Raw genomic sequence first — 14,700 nt, forward strand, 5'->3', positions numbered from 1 at the left:
GCGTGCCGGCGTGCGCCACGCCCCGGATATCGGTTGATCCCTGTCTCTATTTATGGCCAAGCCGATTTGTCGACAAAGAGTTACGTAGACATTACTGGGAGTGATGGTCATCGATGATGATCCCCTCCCGGAGTTCCAGATGCCGCCCGGTGAAGCGGGAGCGCGCCCAGCGGTCGTGCGTGACGACCACCAGCGCACCCGTGTAGCGGGTCAGCGCCTCGTCCAGGTCCTCCACCAGGCCGGGGGAGAGGTGGTTGGTCGGCTCGTCCAGGAGCAGCAGGTCATGGAAACCCGATGTCAGCCGCGCAACCTCGATCCTGCGCCGCTGCCCGACGGAGAGCTCGGCCACCGGCCGGTCCAGGTCCTCGGGGCGGAAGAGCCCGAGAGAGGCGAGTTCGTCCCGGTACTCGTCCGGGTGGCCGGGACGCCCCGAGGCGTAGGCGCCCAGGACCGTGGCGGCGGCGGGCGGCGGCGCCTCCTCCTGTCGCAGATGACCGACGCGTCCGGGCACGGTCACCGTCCCGGAGTCGGGGGCCAGCTCCCCCGCCAGCAGCCGCAGGAGCGTGCTCTTGCCCGCTCCGTTCGGGCCGGTGACCAGGACACGTTCGCCCTGGGCCAGCTCCAGGCGCGGCACGTGGATCCGGTGGCCGACCGACACGTCCTCCAGCACGGCGGCGGGCGTGCCGTCCGCCGCCGCGGCGGTGAAGTCCGCGGTCATCTGGAGCGGTACCGGAGGCGGCGCCACCGGGTTCTCCGCCAGCCGGTGCAGCCGCTCCTTCGCGATGCGGATCCGGCTCCGGGCTCCGTGGTCGCGGCCCCGGAGTTTGAACGCGCCGTGCCCGAAGGCGGCCTTGGCCATCTTGCGCGGGATGCCGTCGAGGCGCTGGGCGTTGGCGTCCGCGAGCCGACGCTGGCGTGCGACGTCCATCGTCCACTCCTCGTACTCGCGGATCCAGCGGGCTCGGGCGGCGGCCTTCGCCGCGAGGAACCCGTCGTAACCGTTGCCGTATCGGTTGATGCGGCGGGTGTCGTGGTCGACCTCCAGGACCGTGGTGGTCACCCCGGCGAGGAAGGCACGGTCGTGTGTGACGGCGACGACCGTGCCCCGGTGCCGTCGGAGCCGCTCCTCCAGCCAGGCGACCGCGTGGTCGTCGAGGTCGTTGGTGGGCTCGTCGAGCAGCAGGAGTTCGGGCGAGGCCGCCAGCATCGCGGCCAGGGCCAGCCGCGAGCGCTCCCCGCCGGAGAGTGTGCGCAGTGGACGGTCGCGTTCCAGGCCGGGCAGGCCCAGTCCGTGGAGGCCCGCCTCGACGCGGGCGTCGGCGTCGTAGCCTCCGCGCGCCTCGAACTCGGCGATGAGGTCACCGTAGGCCGCCAGTTCGTCGGGGGTGGCGGAGCCGAGGGTGGCCTCGGCCCTGTGGATGCGCGCCTCCAGATCGCGCAGAACGGACAGCGCGGCGTCGATGGCGTCCGAGACGGTGCCGGTCAGGACCCCGCCGGAGACCTCGTCCAGGGTCTGCGGCAGGTAGCCGACACCGCCCGGAGCGCTGACGATGAGCTCTCCATTGGACGGTTCCTCCACGCCGGCGAGCAGGCGGAGGAGCGTGCTCTTGCCCGATCCGTTGTCGCCGATGATGCCGGCGCGCTCACCGGGGCTGATGGTGAGGTTCGCGCGATCGAGGACCATGTGGTCTCCGTAGCGCTTGGTGATCTCGGTGAGGTGGAGCTGGGACGTTGACGGGTGCGGTGCGGTGAACAAGGCGGGCCTCCTGCTGGTCCGTGGTGTGGGCCGGGTACTGACAGGGCCGCGGATCGGTGAGGTGCCCGTGTGACGAGGTTTCGGACAGGAACACACGACCGCTGGAGGTGTGTGGTGCCCGAGAAGACGAGATCGTCGAGGCTTCCCTGATCGACCGCGGTTCGACGACGCCAACGGAGCCGCACCGCTGGGTAGCGGGCGTGTGTGCTCGGAACGCGGACGTCTGACGCGGGATGGCGGGAACTAGATCAGCCTCATGGGGAAAGACGATACGTCTCGTCTCGTCACCTCGTCAATCCGAGACGAGTGAGACCGGCATCACTCTCCGGGAGGCCGCTAGGGCCTAATTGAGGTCATCCCAATCTCTATTAACGGCTAAGCCGATTTGTCGACAAAGGGGTTGGGGGGTCCGCGGAGGGGGCTGTTCCGGTGGGGCGGGAGGGGCGGATCGGGCCCCGAACGCGGCGAAGGGCCGCCCATGGGCGGCCCTTCGCGTGCCTGTCGTGGTCCGGTCGGCGGTCGTGTCCGCCGTGGTGCCCGGGGGCGGCTCTCCTCAGAGCCAGCGCGCCTCGGGGCGGGTCCGGCCGTTCTCGTCGGTGACCAGCACCCAGTGCATGATCGGGTGTCGTGACGTCGTGGTGTCGGCGTCCTCGCGCGGCTGGGGGATGCAGGCGGTCCTGTTCGTCAGGCGCTGGCGGGTCCCGGGCGCAGTGCGCGTGCGCCGGCGGCTGGTCGTGGAGCGAGCGGGGTGCGGCGCACGTTCTGTCCTGCGTGCCATGAGACCCTCCTCGTTTCCGTATCAGATGGTACGAGTTAACCCTATGTTCACTTAAGAGTCAATTCGTATCCCTCGCGGAGGCTCCTGGGGGAGGGTGTGGCTGATGCGGGCCGGATGGTCGCCCCGAGTCGACGGCGGAGTATCACCGCAGTTCAGGAGCGGTTTCTGTGGGCGCGTTCCGGCGTCGCGGAATCGTGAGTGTGAGATAGGGGACTGTGGCGCCGAGGCAAGGTGAACGGAAGGTTAACAAAAGCCGAACCGGTGGCTGCGCAGAGGCCAGGCGCGGCGTGGGGGAGGGCACGGTGCCCGGGAAACACGAAGGGCACCCACCGCGTCGGTGGGTGCCACACGTCTTCCGCTGGTGTGCCCGGGCTACTCCTTGAAGATCAGCCCCACGACCTCCAGGTAGAGCTGCTCCGGGTAGGGAATGAAGTTGATCTTGCTCAACGCCTGGTCCTGACCCGCGGACTCCATCACGAAGGTGCCATAGCCGAGGAAGCGTCCCAGCAGGGTCCGCTCGAACCTCATGTCGGTGACCTTGCCCAGCGGCATCATGTTGACCTGCCGCGTGATCAGCCCCGTCGTCAGCAGCAGACGGGCCGACGTGATGACGAAGTAGTCGACCGACCACTCGGCGACGCGCCAGACGAACCACACCAGGACCAGCAGCCACAGCCACCAGATGATCGCCAGCGCCGCGCTGTTGGCGGCGACCGATGTGTTGCTGAGGATCCCCGCGGCGATCAGCGCGCCGAGGACGGCTCCGACCGGGCCGATGAGGACCGCGGGATGGCGCCTGATGGTCACCACGTCCTGCTCATGGGGCAGGAGGTAGCGGTTGACCGACGCAGGAGCGCTGTTGCTCGACGCTACGAGCCGCATGGAACCCGACCCAACTCTCCCACTACGGCAGCAGTGCGTTGACGAAGCGGGACATGGACTCCGCGCCGCCCATCAGGCCGCCCAAGGCGCTCTGGATCACTCCAGCGGCGCTTTCCGGTTGCGTGAGCAGATAAAACGCCACGAAACCGATGAGCGCGTAACCGCCCCATTTCTTCAACCTCGCCACGACTGACTCCCTTTGGAATCTACCTGACCCACCGACCCAGCAGTGATTGTTCCATCGACAATCATGCCCGTAAAGCCTGAAGCGCACCCTCGGCGTGGCGGTATGTCGGCCGTTCGACAACTTGCGGGCTCTGTCCGGTTTCGGTGGTGTTGGTAACCCCGAGGTTGACGGTCCGGAAAGCAGGCGCCGCCGTGGAACGGGCCGAGGCGTCGACCCGCTAGCGCTGTTCGGCGAAGGCCAGGGCCAGGACCTGGAGGTGCTGCCGGGCGATCCGTTCCACGAGGTCGGGTGTGGCCGAGCCGGTCACGTCCTGGGCACCGTGTCTGGCGGCGTCCACACACCGGGTGACGGTCGCGGTGTGGTGCACCCCCGAGAACTCCGACACCAGCCGGTTGACGACGGGGCCGTAGTGCGGGTCCGGGGTGAGCTGGGTGGTCGTGGAGGCGGAGGTCTCGGTCATCTCACTCCTTGAGGGCCGTGGGGGGTGGATGGCAAAGCGTGGTCGGTCCGGGGCTTTGGGTAGCCGCCGTGGGGATGCGTGAACCGTCCGTCGGAAACGGGCGGCACGGGCTGTGGGACGGACCGTGCCCTGTCGGCGGTTTCGGGCAGCAGGTTGTGCAGGTTACGGGTAGCCAGGAACCATGATCACTCTCGTCTGTTACGTTCCCATCTCAAAACGAATTCGGCTAATGCAAAGCCGTGTCGTCGGTGTGCGGGGCGCCTGGTCGCGATCAGGGGCGACATGGCGCCATAGGGGTCTCTGCCCGATTTTCGGCTGTTCATTCACTCCGTACCGAAAAGAACCAAAAAGCACCCAACCGATGGTCCGGCTGGGTGCTGACGCCTCGTGAGGCGGCTGTGGTTCGTGGGCTCCAGGGTCAGGCGCAGCCGTACAGTCGGTCCCCGGCATCGCCCAGGCCAGGGAGGATGAACCCGTTCTCGTCGAGGCGCTCGTCCACCGCCGCCGTCACCACGCGTAGGGTCGCGCCGTGGCCGGGGTCGAGGGTTTCGGACAGCTTGCGCTCCACGGCCCTGAGGCCCTCAGGCGCGGAGAGCAAGCAGATCGCGGTGATGTGGTCGGCGCCGCGCTCCACCAGCAGCTTGAGCGCCGCCGCCAGCGTGCCTCCCGTGGCCAGCATCGGGTCGAGCACGTAGCACTGGCGTCCGGACAGGTCCTGCGGCAGCCGGTCGGCGTACGTGGCGGGCTGCAGGGTCTCCTCGTCGCGGGCCATGCCCAGGAAGCCCACCTCGGCCGTCGGCAGCAGGCGGGTCATGCCGTCGAGCATGCCCAGGCCGGCCCGGAGGATGGGCACCACGAGCGGAGTGGGGCGCGACAGCTGCGTCCCGGTGGTCTCCACGAGCGGGGTCTTGATGGTGACGTCGGTCACCCGCACGTCCCGCGTCGCCTCGTAGGCGAGCAGGGTCACCAACTCGTCGGTCAGGCGTCGGAAGGTCGGGGAGTCGGTCCGCACGTCGCGCAGGGTGGTCAGTTTGTGCGCGACCAGGGGGTGGTCGACGACCAGGGTTTCCAAAGCGTTCTCCGGTTGAGCTGGGATAACGGGACGGTGGCTGGGGAGGTTTCGGCCAGCCCGAGTCTAACCGCGTGTACCACCCCGGGCGGGGCCCGATCGCCGCCCCCGCCGCCACCGGACGTCCCAGGAAGGCGGTCCGGGGCGCACGAAGGGCGCCGGCGGGTGACCGGGAAGCCGGTTCTCATGAGAACGTGGGGCGCATTGACGGGTGACAAGGGCGACCCTGGAACCGGAGTGATCGTTACCATGGCACTCGCATGGGCGATCAGGCGTTCCTTCGCCCGCACCGATACACCGGCCGGGTTGGGGTGACGATGACAGTGCTCGATCATGGCGACGACGACTCGGGTGACTTCGCGGCCGTCGCGTACAGAGAAGAGGACTGCTGGGACGTCGACCTGCTCCCGGTAGCCCTCACACACGACCTCAAGGGTCTCATCCACGCGCTCCGTCAGCAGCCGAGCATCAGCGGCTCCCTCGGGCTCGTGGCGGTCGGGGACGACTTCTTCATCATCGTCCGGGTCTACGGCGAGGAGGTCTCACTGTTCCTCTCGGACGTGACCGCCTCGGTCGACTGGCAGGTGGCGCGCGACGTGCTCGACTACCTGGACATCGACCTGCCCGACGACGACGATCTCGACCAGGTGCTGCCAGCCGGCGACCTGTCGATCGTCTCCGATCTGGGCCTGGACGAGATGGAACTGGGCGCCCTCGCCGGAGATCTCGACCTCTATCCGGACGAGGTGCTCGCCAGCGTGTCCGAACGCCTGGGATTCGCGCAGTCCTTCCAGCGTGTCCTGGACGGTATGGGGTAGGGCAGACCTGGAGAACCACCACGGAGAACAGGAGAGCACGAGGTGTCGACCTTCGCAGCTGTCTTCGCTCCCAACGGGAAGGCGTGGCGGGGAACCGAGGTGGACCTCGGGGACGTGGACGTGATCGATGACGTCACCGACCTGATGATCGACTTCGCCGTTGAGCGGGGGAGCGATCTCTCCCTCCTGCTCTTGGAGGCCGACGACGAGTGGTTCGCCATCGTGCGGGCCGAAGAGAGCGGCGACCCCCGCGTCTACCTGTCCGACGCCCGGGTGGTGCACGACCACCCGCTGGCGATGGTGCTGGCCGAGGCGGGCGGTCTCGTCGGGCCCCAGCCCCCGGAGAGCGCGGGGGCGCGGCCCAACCCGGTGCCGACCGGGGACGGTGACCTGCTCACCGATCTCGGGCTGACCGAGGACGAACTCCGCTCACTGTCGACCGGAGGGGGAGTCCTGCCGAGCGACGTGCTGGCGGTCGTCGCCGAGCGCGCCGGGTTCGGCGACCTCCTCGACGGTATGCGGTTGTGACCGGGTGATCGGTCGGGACGCCGCGGACACCGCGCTGCGGCTGGCGATCGCGGAGGGCGAACGGGCCCTGGAGACAGGCGACGTTCCCGTGGGCGCCGTGGTGCTGGACGCCGACGGTTCCGTCCTGAGCGTGGGTCGCAACGAGCGTGAGGCGACCGGGGACCCCACAGCGCACGCCGAGGTGCTGGCGCTCCGGGCTGCCGCGCGTGCGCGCGGTGAGTGGCGGCTGAGCGGATGCACACTGGTCGTCACGCTGGAACCGTGCACGATGTGCGCGGGGGCGCTGGTGCTGTCACGTGTGGACGGGCTGGTCTACGGGGCGCGGGACGCGAAGGCGGGGGCGGTCGGGTCGATGTGGGACGTGGTTCGCGACCCCCGGCTCAACCACCGTCCGGAAGTCCTTCCACCGGACCTGGTCAGCGAGGACGTCGCCGAGCGGTGCTCCGATCTGCTCTCCCTGTTTTTCGCACGCCGCCGTATCCGGTAGAGTTCCTCTCGGTGGAGTCGCCTAGTGGCCGATGGCGCCCGCCTCGAAAGCGGGTAAGGGGCAACCCTTCGAGGGTTCAAATCCCTCCTCCACCGCACGAGGCCGACGTTCACGCAGGTGAGCGTAGGGTCGGTAGAGGTAGCGAAGGCCGGTTGGTCCGGGCCGGTGCACATTCAGTGCACATGGTTCGGAGCGACCGGCCTTTCGCGTGTCCGGGGTCGGTCCCCGGGGTTGGGGTCATGCGGGGTCACGCGGCGGGGGCGAGCGCCAGGACCCGGGCGGCGTCCATGGCTTCGGCGACCTCGTCCAGGCGGTCAGGGAAGAGGTGCCCGTACCGGTCGAGGGTCATCGTCGCGGTGGCGTGGCCCAGCATGGCTTGCACGACTTTGACGTCGGCCCCGGCCGCGATGGCGAGCGACGCGGCGGTGTGGCGCAGCTTGTGCGGAGTCAGGCCCAGACCGTTGAGCTCAGCGCCCCTCACGGCCTTGTCGAACTCCCGCCGTCGCCAGTTGCGCAGACGGAGGGGCGCGCCCCGCTTGGTGGCGAAGACCAGGGCGTCATCCGGCCGCCCGTCGACCAGGGGCGCCAGCTCGGGGACGAGGGACGGCGGAATGGGGACGGTACGGCTCTTGCCCGTCTTGGGGGACTGCTCGACCAACTTGCCTTCCACTTCGGCGAAGGCGGTCGTGATCCGGATCCGGCGTCCTTTCAGATCCACCCTGCCGACCCGCAGGGCGGCGGCCTCGTTGAAGCGCAGACCGGTGTAGGCGAGCAAGAGGATGAGCGGTCGGTTGATCCGAGCGCCCGCCGCCACCTGGTCGTAGGCGGTGCGCAGGGACGCAGCGGCGTTCGCGAGTCGTTCGACTTGGACATGGTCGAGGTAGACGTGTTCGGCCTCGGAGGGCTTGGGCAGCGGAACGCCCTTGGCCGGGTTGAAGGGGATCCGGCGGGGGACGCACCAGCCCAGGACCATGGACAGGACGCTGTGTACGTGCCGGGTCTGGGAGGCCCCGAGGTTCGAGCCGCCTTCCTCCCGCGGCTTCTGCATCTCCGCGATCCACACGGCGATGTCCTCGGTGTGGATTGCCGAAAGGGGGAGTTCGCCCCAGCGCGGGAGGAGGTACAGGTCCAGCAGGCCCCGGTACTTCCACCAGGTGGAGCGCTTGATGTCGGTGCGGGTGATGAGCCACTTCTCGGCCTGTTCCCCGAAGGTGGCCTTGCCGTCGTTGGGGTTGCGGTAGGAGCCCTCGTGGAGGCTGTTCTCGATCTCGGTCTGTTTCTTCTCCGCGTCCGGCTTCTTCTTGAAGGTTCCGCCGCTCTTGATCCGGCCGGAGGGGCCGTAGTAGCGGACCATCCACCGGGCAGGTGGGGTGCGTTTGGCGTCCTTGGCCTTCTTCACGGCCTCGTTGTAGGCCTTGTCGTTGGTGCGGTCGTAGACCCACGCGCGAGCCATCAGAGGTGTTCCTTCCAAGGGGTAGGGGGTTAGCGGGATCGGACCCAGGCGTGGACCTCGTCCGGGAGGTAGCGCACGTACCGGCCGACGCGGTGGGAGGGAGGACCGTCGCCCTTGTACCGCCACTCGTAGAGCGTCTTCGAAGGCACCTGGAGGTAGGCGGCGGTGTCCTTCACCGACCACAAGGCGGTACGAGGGTTGGGGGCGGTCGAAGTGGTTGCTGTGGGGGTCATGCGGCCCTCGTCTCGTGCGTTGCCGAAAGATCGTTCTGCCGTGCCGCGTCGAGTTGGGCGCGGCGTTTGAGGGATTCGCCGACCGCCCGGAGTAGTCGCCGTTCACGGGGAGCCACGTCCGGATCGGTGGGTAGGGCCAGTTCCCATGCGAATCGGCCGGAGTTGACCGAGGTCAGCGCCGGTGGGCGGGGGCCGTTCTCGTCCTCCTGGCCGTCGCCGTCATCGATACGATCGATGCGATCGATCCCAAGCGCATTGAGGACCCAGGTGAGCCGGTCGGCCTTGTGGTCGGCGAGGGTCTTCCCGGACCACTTGCGGGAGACCAGGACCCGCCGGCCCGCGTAGCCCAGGTGTTCGCGGCGGTGCGCCTTGGACCGGCAGAACCCGGGGCGAAGACCCGCTTTGGGCTGGTCGGGTTGGATGCCGTAGCGGAGCCAGTTCGCGCACCGGGGCGAGCACGGTTCGAACCGCAACGCGTCCAACAACCGGTCCACGTGCTGTTCCTGGGAGAGGGTTTCGACCTTGTGGCACTCGGCGATGTCCTTGGTCAGGTACTTGGCCAGGTAGCGCACGCATCGGTCAGCGTCCGCGGATCCGGCCACGACTCCCTTGGCGTCGACCTGTCGGCCGAACCGCACCACGTGATGAGGCTCCGCGGCCGGATCCTCGTCCAGGACGTCCAGGGCCTCGTCCCAGGTCGGCAGGAGTTCGCCGGTCGATGGGTCGACATAGACACCAGTCGACTCATCCCACACCGGCAGGTGGTCACCGTCGAACACGACCCGATCTGCCCGTGGCCACCACACCTGGTGGTAGGTCGCGGCGGCGATCTGGCGCAGCTCGGCCCGCGGAATCGTCCCCCTGGTGGCCATGTGCAGATGCGGAGCCAGACGCCGTTGTGGTTCGACGGCCGCGAAGTACTGCACATCGAACCCGGCGACCCGTCGAAGGTTCTGTACGAACCGATCGACCAGCTTGGAGAAGTGCAGGGCGTCCCGAGCCGCCCGCCGGTAGTCGTAGGTCGCCGGGTCGACGGGGGTGCCGTCTGACTTCACCCGCCCGTAGGAGTCGAGGGTGAGGGTGATGAACAGCGATGGCCGGAAGGTCCGGCCGGTGTTGGGGTCGGTGTAGGCCCGCCCGACCGTCTTTCTGGTCATGGGTCGCTTGGGAAGGTCGGGCACGTCCTGGCGACGCTTGGTGGAGCGGACCCGACGCGACCCCGACGACGAGCCAGCCGAGCGGGTGACCGAGCCCCGGAGGCCGGAGGCGGTGATCTCCTCGTCCAGGTCCGAAATCGCAGCATCCAGGCGAGCCAGGTCGTCAGCCGACGCCGAACCCGTGGAGGTGAGCCGTTCGCGTTCGGCGGTGATCACGGCGCGTTGTTCCACCCACGAGCGTTGCACCTCCGAGGGCGGGTCAGGCTCCACCACGGGTTCCTCTGCCAGGTGCCAGCCCTCCTCACACTGGGTCCGGCGCAGGGACCGTTTGCGTCGAGCGCAGGCGGGGCAGCGGGATTCGAGGGTGGACCCGCACGGCACGTCCACGATCTCGGTGGCACCGGTGGTGATGTCGGTGCGTCGAAGGGAGACCGGGCGGATGCACACCCCGTGGTCGGCGGCGACCTGTTCGGCCACCTCGCGGGCCAGGGGTTGCGCGAGCCGTTCGGCACGGGTCGACTTACCGGTAGGAGTCGGCATCAACCCACCCCCAGGACTACAGAGCGGGAGACCCCCACCGCATGGAGCCGGAGAAGCCGCGCAAGTCGATGTTCATGATCTGGGTCGTGTGCTTGGTCGCCACCCCTGCCGTGGGTTGGCTCATGTGGACCGATGACCATGGTGGATGGAAGGCTTTGCCCGTTGTCTGGCTGCTGTATCTGTGGTTCCTGATTCGCGACACTCGCGAGTACCGGCGCTTGATGCGTGAGTACCTGGAACATCAGGGCACCCAGAGCCCAGAGGAGGAATCCGCCCCGTAGCCCCACCTGACGTCGATCTAGGGTTTCGCCATGGACGCACCACAACGCTTGATCTTCTGGGTGACCTTCCCAGGGATGTTGCTGTTCGGGCTGCTGTCGATCCACGTCGGTCTGTTGGCAGCGTTCGCCGGGATGGGGGTCTGGTTCGCGCTGGTGTTCCTGTGGACTGAGTGGTACCGACGTAGACACGGTCATCACTCCACCTCCCAGGACTCAGACCCGTAAGAGTCGGTCATGGCGGTGATGTCCTCGTCCGCCACGTACGCGGCCCGCACCCGCACCGGTGCCGGTGAGCCCTCCATGCGGACGTAGCCCACCCCGGGAAGACCGGGGTCGATCAGATGGGCGTTCGCCCCACGGTCCCGGGCGCCCTCGCCGAGGATCATGTCGACCTGGGACGCCTCGTCCAGGCGGAGGGCGACCTTGTCCGGGAACAGGTTGCGCAGGTTCATGACCTCCTTGCGGGGGTCCTGGAGAGCGGCCAGGACGGCGAACCCGACCGAACGGCCCTGGGACGTCAGGGTGGCGATCGCGTTCTCGGCGCGGCGGCGGACATCGCGGTCGGGGTGGTAGGCGGTCAGGAACGCCACCTCGTCCAGCACCACCAGAACGAACGGATCCGTGTTCGTGGGGACGTGTGAGCGCTGGCGACCGGCGTACCGACGCGCCCGGTCCTGCATGTCGGCCACCGCTGATTCCAGGACGGCCACCGCGGATTCGCCGTCGTCGGCGTACCGGGCGAACAGGTCCCGTCCGTAGGACAGCTCCATCCGCTTGGGATCGATCGCCCACACCTGCGCGATCCCCTCGGAGACGGCCGGGAGCATCGCGCGGATGGCGGACCAGATCACCGACCCCTTCCCGGACCCGGTCACCCCCGCCACCAGGACGTGCGTCCCGTGCAGGCGAAGCCGCCACTGGGAGCCGTCCTCACACACCCCCACCGGCAGCGCGGACAGGTCCACCTCGTCCAGGACGTCGAAGGCGGCCAAGGGTTCGGCGAGGGTGTCGTGTCGGGGGAACTCCAAAGTGATCCTCCGAGGCCCCTCCACCACCACACGACAGGACGGGGCACCGAACCCGTGCGCGAGCTCGGCCACGCGGGTCTCGAAATCGGCCGGGGAGGTCCCGGCCACAAGGGTCACCCGGACCCGGTCGGCCCAGGAAGTACAGGTGACGCGGCGGATGCGGGGCAGGTAGCGGCGTTCCTGGTAGGACTCGGCCAGCCCGGAGATCACCAGGACGGGTTGCCAGTGCCGGCGGTAGACGAACACGTGCCGCCACCACGCCAGCAAACGCAGGGAGACGCAGACCCGGAACGAGTCCGGCCCCACGCGCCACCACACCACCGACACCACCGTGGCGACTCCGGACAGCACGACCAGGCCCAGCCAGCCGAACCACCACCACGCCGCAGCTGAGGAGACCAGAGAGCCAACCATGACGGGGAACCGGAACGGCAGCGTCACCAGGAACCGGAGCAGCCGCCAGATCCAGGAGGCCAGGACGACGATGCCGGGGGTTTCCACGATCGGGGTCGTCCACCGCACCCCCTGAGCCGGGGTCGGCAGGGTCGGGGAGGTCTGGGTGGCACCCACCTTGGACGGCATCAGACCTCACCCCCGTTCGCGATCTCGTTGAGGACCCGGTCCCGGTTGACGCGGGCGCGTTCGGCGGCCTGGGCCGCGTCGGGGTTGCCGTCCCGCTCGGCGATCAGAGTGAACACACGGGCCTTGAAGTCGAAGAATTCCGCCCACTCAGCGGGGGTGGTGCGGGGGGTGTCCACCGCTTCCAGGAAGAGCCGGACCAGGCGTGCGCCGGACAGCCCGGACAGGTCGGTGGGGTAATCGGACATACTGAGAACACCTCTTGTGAAAGTTGGGAAGCTTCCAGGGGTTCAGGGGCGGCTCAGGTGTTGGCGCACCAGGCCGCCCCGCTTCGCGTTCAGGTGGGGGTCAGGCGGGGTCCTTGGTCTGGGAGCGACGACCACCACCGGCACCAGGGGCCTTCACACCCCGCGCCCGCAGCGAGTACGCCACCCGGGGGCGACGACCGTTGTCGTCCACGTAGGGCATGACCGCCATCGCTTCGAACTCGATCGGGCGGAACGGCAGCCCGGGAACCTCGTCCGGCAGCGTCGGGCAGTGTTCGGCGGCCACCTTGACCTTGACCGACTTGGCCTTGCCCCGCGCTTCGGGGTCGGCGTCGATCACGTCCACCGCCCACAACGGCAGGCCCGAGTCCTTGTCCAGCTGCGGACGCTTGGTCTCGAAGTCCGTGATCGCCTCCACCCCCAGAGCGAAGGCCCCGTGCGGGAACACTGTCCCGAACTCCACCGGCAACGCACCCTGAATAGCCATGGTTGTCTCCTCATCAGATATCCGCTTGACCACTTGTTCGGTCAAGTAAGTTGCACTCTAGCCAACTCAACTTGATCAGACAAGTGGATGAGCGGCCAGAGGGGTGAGTGCCTACGTCGCCGGGTAGGTGTCCTCAAGCTCGTGCAGGTCACCGGGGAGCACAACGTCAGTCACGGCGATCACATCCCCGGACCCGTCGAGGACACGCGCGATGATGCCCAGGACGGGGGTCCCCTCGTCCAGGCGAAGCGCTTCGGTTTCCTCGCCCGTGGCCAGTCTGGCGGAGAGGCGTTCGTTGATGGTCGCGGGGCGAAGCTGTTTGACCATCTGTATGTGCTCACGGACGCCGATGCTGATCATGTCGTCGCCCCCGACATCCGTACCGGACGCCACGTCGAGGGGGAACCACAGGGTGACGAGTTCACTCGGTTCGCCGTCAACGAGGACCAGGCGCCGACGCATGACGGCCGGTGAGCCGTCCGGCAATCCCAGTGCAACCGTGATCGCTGTCGGAGCGGAGACACGTCCGGCTTTGATGATCCGGCTGGTCTTGGCGTCCTCGGAGGAGTCGAACGCGCTTGCTCCCGCATGGGAGCGCTCAGCCGTGGATCGAGGAACCCCGCGAACGAACGACCCGCGCCCGTGTTCACGTTCGATCCAACCTTGCATGCTCAGAATCTGAAGAGCCCGGACCACTGTGGAACGGCCCGCGCCGAACTCACGCACCATCCGAGACTCGGAGGGAAGCATGTCCCCCACCGGGTATGTGCCGTCCTCGATGCGCTCCTGGATCGCGTGAACGATCTGCACATACTTGGGAGGGGCATACTCCAAGCTCGCCATGTCAATCACCTGGTGACTCTAGTACTCGTGTGGACAAGCAGCCTACTTTGACCGCTCGCTCCTGTCAGGACCCGGGGTCGCTCAGGAGGCCAGCGGAAACGGCGGTAAGTCCGTGATGGGACACGTCGCCGTGGAGGGAGGAACCGCACGCCCCGGGTGCGCGAAGTGGATGACAGAGAGGCGTCCGGGGCGTGCGGGGTCTAGAAGGGCCTCCAGTTGAGACAGCGCTGAACCGTGTACACGCGGAGGTTGGAGACCGTGGCGCCACAGACGTCGCGGCGTTCCTCCTCCACCTGCGCACGGGCGACGAGGGCGACGCTGTTGGCCAGGTCCTCACCACTGGCGGAGATCACTGGAGGGACGACCCGCCGAACGTGGTTGCAGGTCGAGCCCTTCACGTTGTGCCACATGCCGACCACGAAGGTTCGACGCAGGCGACGGAGGGCCTCCACCGGGGGGAGTTCGAAGCGCACCTGGCGGACCGATCGGCTACCGTCCGGGGACTCCGCCACCGCCTCGTAAGTGATCGAGTCCCATTCCTCGGACGCCACACGTACCCGCACGCCTTGGGCGCGAGCCCACGCGTCGAGGCTGTCCCGGTCGTTGAGCATGACGGGTTGGTTCTCGGTCATGACCGCCCCACACCCATCGCGACCGCCGTGCGCACCAGGTCACGCAGCTCAGCCATGTCATCGAAGGCGGGAGCGGGTCGCGCCATCCGGATCAACAGTTCGATCCCTCGCTGGTCGCGTTCGCGGCGAGCGGTTCGCTCACGTTCCCAGTGCGTGTAGTAGGGGCGAGGGACCACGTAGGCCCGGGGATCTCCACCGTCCATGACGATGGGTTCCGGAGCGGGCAGCAGCTCCGC

19 protein-coding genes and 1 tRNA gene are annotated in these 14,700 nt (G+C 68.1%); 5 read left to right on the forward strand and 15 right to left on the reverse strand.

The window, feature by feature from the left end; genetic code table 11:
• Positions 1-91: 91 nt before the first annotated feature.
• The 6 genes from KIK06_RS22500 to upp form a co-directional block, all read right to left on the reverse strand.
• A complete protein-coding gene (locus KIK06_RS22500) occupies positions 92-1,756 on the reverse strand; it encodes a TlrC/CarA/OleB/SrmB family ABC-F type ribosomal protection protein (protein ID WP_442789791.1) in 1,665 nt (554 codons plus the stop codon).
• Positions 1,757-2,309: 553 nt separating this feature from the next.
• Positions 2,310-2,534: a hypothetical protein gene (locus KIK06_RS22505; protein WP_268644979.1), complete on the reverse strand. Its 225-nt coding sequence runs from the start codon at positions 2,532-2,534 to the stop codon at positions 2,310-2,312.
• Positions 2,535-2,906: 372 nt separating this feature from the next.
• Entirely contained in the window at positions 2,907-3,416 is a 510-nt protein-coding gene (locus tag KIK06_RS22510) for a PH domain-containing protein (protein ID WP_026127980.1), read from the reverse strand.
• Between the two features lie 22 nt (positions 3,417-3,438).
• Positions 3,439-3,603, reverse strand: a complete 165-nt coding sequence (locus tag KIK06_RS22515; RefSeq protein ID WP_017600717.1) for a hypothetical protein — start codon at positions 3,601-3,603, stop codon at positions 3,439-3,441.
• A gap of 217 nt (positions 3,604-3,820) precedes the next feature.
• A complete protein-coding gene (locus KIK06_RS22520) occupies positions 3,821-4,063 on the reverse strand; it encodes a hypothetical protein (RefSeq protein WP_268644980.1) in 243 nt (80 codons plus the stop codon).
• Between the two features lie 418 nt (positions 4,064-4,481).
• Entirely contained in the window at positions 4,482-5,135 is a 654-nt protein-coding gene (upp, locus tag KIK06_RS22525; RefSeq protein WP_268644981.1) for a uracil phosphoribosyltransferase, read from the reverse strand.
• A 314-nt stretch (positions 5,136-5,449) separates the two neighbouring features.
• Between upp and KIK06_RS22530 the strand changes: the two genes are divergently transcribed.
• The 4 genes from KIK06_RS22530 (at position 5,450) to KIK06_RS22545 (ending at position 7,060) form a co-directional block, all read left to right on the forward strand.
• Positions 5,450-5,950 carry a tRNA adenosine deaminase-associated protein gene (locus KIK06_RS22530; RefSeq protein ID WP_040690681.1) on the forward strand — a complete coding sequence of 167 codons (501 nt, stop codon included), beginning with the start codon at positions 5,450-5,452 and terminating at the stop codon, positions 5,948-5,950.
• Between the two features lie 42 nt (positions 5,951-5,992).
• On the forward strand, positions 5,993-6,478 hold the full coding sequence (locus KIK06_RS22535; RefSeq protein ID WP_017600721.1) for a tRNA adenosine deaminase-associated protein: 486 nt from the start codon (positions 5,993-5,995) through the stop codon (positions 6,476-6,478).
• Between the two features lie 4 nt (positions 6,479-6,482).
• On the forward strand, positions 6,483-6,965 hold the full coding sequence (locus tag KIK06_RS22540; RefSeq protein ID WP_017600722.1) for a nucleoside deaminase: 483 nt from the start codon (positions 6,483-6,485) through the stop codon (positions 6,963-6,965).
• A gap of 10 nt (positions 6,966-6,975) precedes the next feature.
• Positions 6,976-7,060: transfer RNA gene (locus tag KIK06_RS22545), tRNA-Ser, on the forward strand.
• Between the two features lie 152 nt (positions 7,061-7,212).
• Here KIK06_RS22545 and KIK06_RS22550 read toward each other — a convergent pair.
• Genes KIK06_RS22550 through KIK06_RS22560 form a run of 3 tightly spaced genes read right to left on the reverse strand, consistent with a single transcriptional unit; the run spans position 7,213 to position 10,348 of the window.
• Positions 7,213-8,418, reverse strand: a complete 1,206-nt coding sequence (locus KIK06_RS22550; protein ID WP_268644982.1) for a tyrosine-type recombinase/integrase — start codon at positions 8,416-8,418, stop codon at positions 7,213-7,215.
• Between the two features lie 29 nt (positions 8,419-8,447).
• The gene (locus KIK06_RS22555; protein ID WP_268644983.1) at positions 8,448-8,651 is read right to left on the reverse strand and encodes a helix-turn-helix transcriptional regulator; all 204 of its coding nucleotides are present in this window, start codon (positions 8,649-8,651) and stop codon (positions 8,448-8,450) included.
• On the reverse strand, positions 8,648-10,348 hold the full coding sequence (locus tag KIK06_RS22560; protein ID WP_268644984.1) for a replication initiator: 1,701 nt from the start codon (positions 10,346-10,348) through the stop codon (positions 8,648-8,650). The genes KIK06_RS22555 and KIK06_RS22560 overlap by 4 nt, the downstream gene beginning before the upstream one ends.
• Before the next feature lie 41 nt (positions 10,349-10,389).
• Between KIK06_RS22560 and KIK06_RS22565 the strand changes: the two genes are divergently transcribed.
• Positions 10,390-10,629 carry a hypothetical protein gene (locus KIK06_RS22565; RefSeq protein WP_268644985.1) on the forward strand — a complete coding sequence of 80 codons (240 nt, stop codon included), beginning with the start codon at positions 10,390-10,392 and terminating at the stop codon, positions 10,627-10,629.
• Between the two features lie 194 nt (positions 10,630-10,823).
• Here KIK06_RS22565 and KIK06_RS22570 read toward each other — a convergent pair whose 3' ends face one another.
• The 6 genes from KIK06_RS22570 to KIK06_RS22595 all read right to left on the reverse strand — a co-directional run bounded on the left by KIK06_RS22570 (position 10,824) and on the right by KIK06_RS22595 (position 14,667).
• Positions 10,824-12,239 carry an FtsK/SpoIIIE domain-containing protein gene (locus KIK06_RS22570; RefSeq protein ID WP_268644986.1) on the reverse strand — a complete coding sequence of 472 codons (1,416 nt, stop codon included), beginning with the start codon at positions 12,237-12,239 and terminating at the stop codon, positions 10,824-10,826.
• A complete protein-coding gene (locus tag KIK06_RS22575; protein WP_268644987.1) occupies positions 12,239-12,484 on the reverse strand; it encodes a hypothetical protein in 246 nt (81 codons plus the stop codon). Before KIK06_RS22575 ends, KIK06_RS22570 begins: the two co-directional genes overlap by 1 nt.
• A gap of 100 nt (positions 12,485-12,584) precedes the next feature.
• Positions 12,585-12,989, reverse strand: coding sequence for a plasmid replication, integration and excision activator (locus KIK06_RS22580; RefSeq protein WP_268644988.1), 405 nt, complete (start codon positions 12,987-12,989; stop codon positions 12,585-12,587).
• A 111-nt stretch (positions 12,990-13,100) separates the two neighbouring features.
• Positions 13,101-13,832 (reverse strand): GntR family transcriptional regulator, encoded by a 732-nt coding sequence (locus tag KIK06_RS22585; protein ID WP_442789831.1) that lies wholly within the window; start codon positions 13,830-13,832, stop codon positions 13,101-13,103.
• A gap of 200 nt (positions 13,833-14,032) precedes the next feature.
• Entirely contained in the window at positions 14,033-14,464 is a 432-nt protein-coding gene (locus KIK06_RS22590) for a hypothetical protein (RefSeq protein WP_268644989.1), read from the reverse strand.
• Positions 14,461-14,667, reverse strand: a complete 207-nt coding sequence (locus KIK06_RS22595; protein WP_268644990.1) for a hypothetical protein — start codon at positions 14,665-14,667, stop codon at positions 14,461-14,463. Before KIK06_RS22595 ends, KIK06_RS22590 begins: the two co-directional genes overlap by 4 nt.
• Positions 14,668-14,700 lie beyond the last annotated feature (33 nt).

This window comes from Nocardiopsis sp. EMB25, from assembly GCF_026797795.1.
GTDB classification, from domain to species: Bacteria; Actinomycetota; Actinomycetes; order Streptosporangiales; family Streptosporangiaceae; genus Nocardiopsis; species Nocardiopsis lucentensis.

Bases quoted from the DNA above. Each gene is read 5' to 3' on its own strand.
- KIK06_RS22505 (WP_268644979.1), bottom strand. From the start codon at position 2,534: ATGGCACGCAGGACAGAACGTGCGCCGCACCCCGCTCGCTCCACGACC.
- KIK06_RS22510 (WP_026127980.1), bottom strand. From the start codon at position 3,416: ATGCGGCTCGTAGCGTCGAGCAACAGCGCTCCTGCGTCGGTCAACCGC.
- KIK06_RS22520 (WP_268644980.1), bottom strand. From the start codon at position 4,063: ATGACCGAGACCTCCGCCTCCACGACCACCCAGCTCACCCCGGACCCG.
- KIK06_RS22530 (WP_040690681.1), top strand. From the start codon at position 5,450: ATGACAGTGCTCGATCATGGCGACGACGACTCGGGTGACTTCGCGGCC.
- KIK06_RS22550 (WP_268644982.1), bottom strand. From the start codon at position 8,418: ATGGCTCGCGCGTGGGTCTACGACCGCACCAACGACAAGGCCTACAAC.
- KIK06_RS22555 (WP_268644983.1), bottom strand. From the start codon at position 8,651: ATGACCCCCACAGCAACCACTTCGACCGCCCCCAACCCTCGTACCGCC.
- KIK06_RS22560 (WP_268644984.1), bottom strand. From the start codon at position 10,348: ATGCCGACTCCTACCGGTAAGTCGACCCGTGCCGAACGGCTCGCGCAA.
- KIK06_RS22565 (WP_268644985.1), top strand. From the start codon at position 10,390: ATGGAGCCGGAGAAGCCGCGCAAGTCGATGTTCATGATCTGGGTCGTG.
- KIK06_RS22570 (WP_268644986.1), bottom strand. From the start codon at position 12,239: ATGCCGTCCAAGGTGGGTGCCACCCAGACCTCCCCGACCCTGCCGACC.
- KIK06_RS22575 (WP_268644987.1), bottom strand. From the start codon at position 12,484: ATGTCCGATTACCCCACCGACCTGTCCGGGCTGTCCGGCGCACGCCTG.
- KIK06_RS22580 (WP_268644988.1), bottom strand. From the start codon at position 12,989: ATGGCTATTCAGGGTGCGTTGCCGGTGGAGTTCGGGACAGTGTTCCCG.
- KIK06_RS22585 (WP_442789831.1), bottom strand. From the start codon at position 13,832: ATGGCGAGCTTGGAGTATGCCCCTCCCAAGTATGTGCAGATCGTTCAC.
- KIK06_RS22590 (WP_268644989.1), bottom strand. From the start codon at position 14,464: ATGACCGAGAACCAACCCGTCATGCTCAACGACCGGGACAGCCTCGAC.
- KIK06_RS22595 (WP_268644990.1), bottom strand. From the start codon at position 14,667: ATGGACGGTGGAGATCCCCGGGCCTACGTGGTCCCTCGCCCCTACTAC.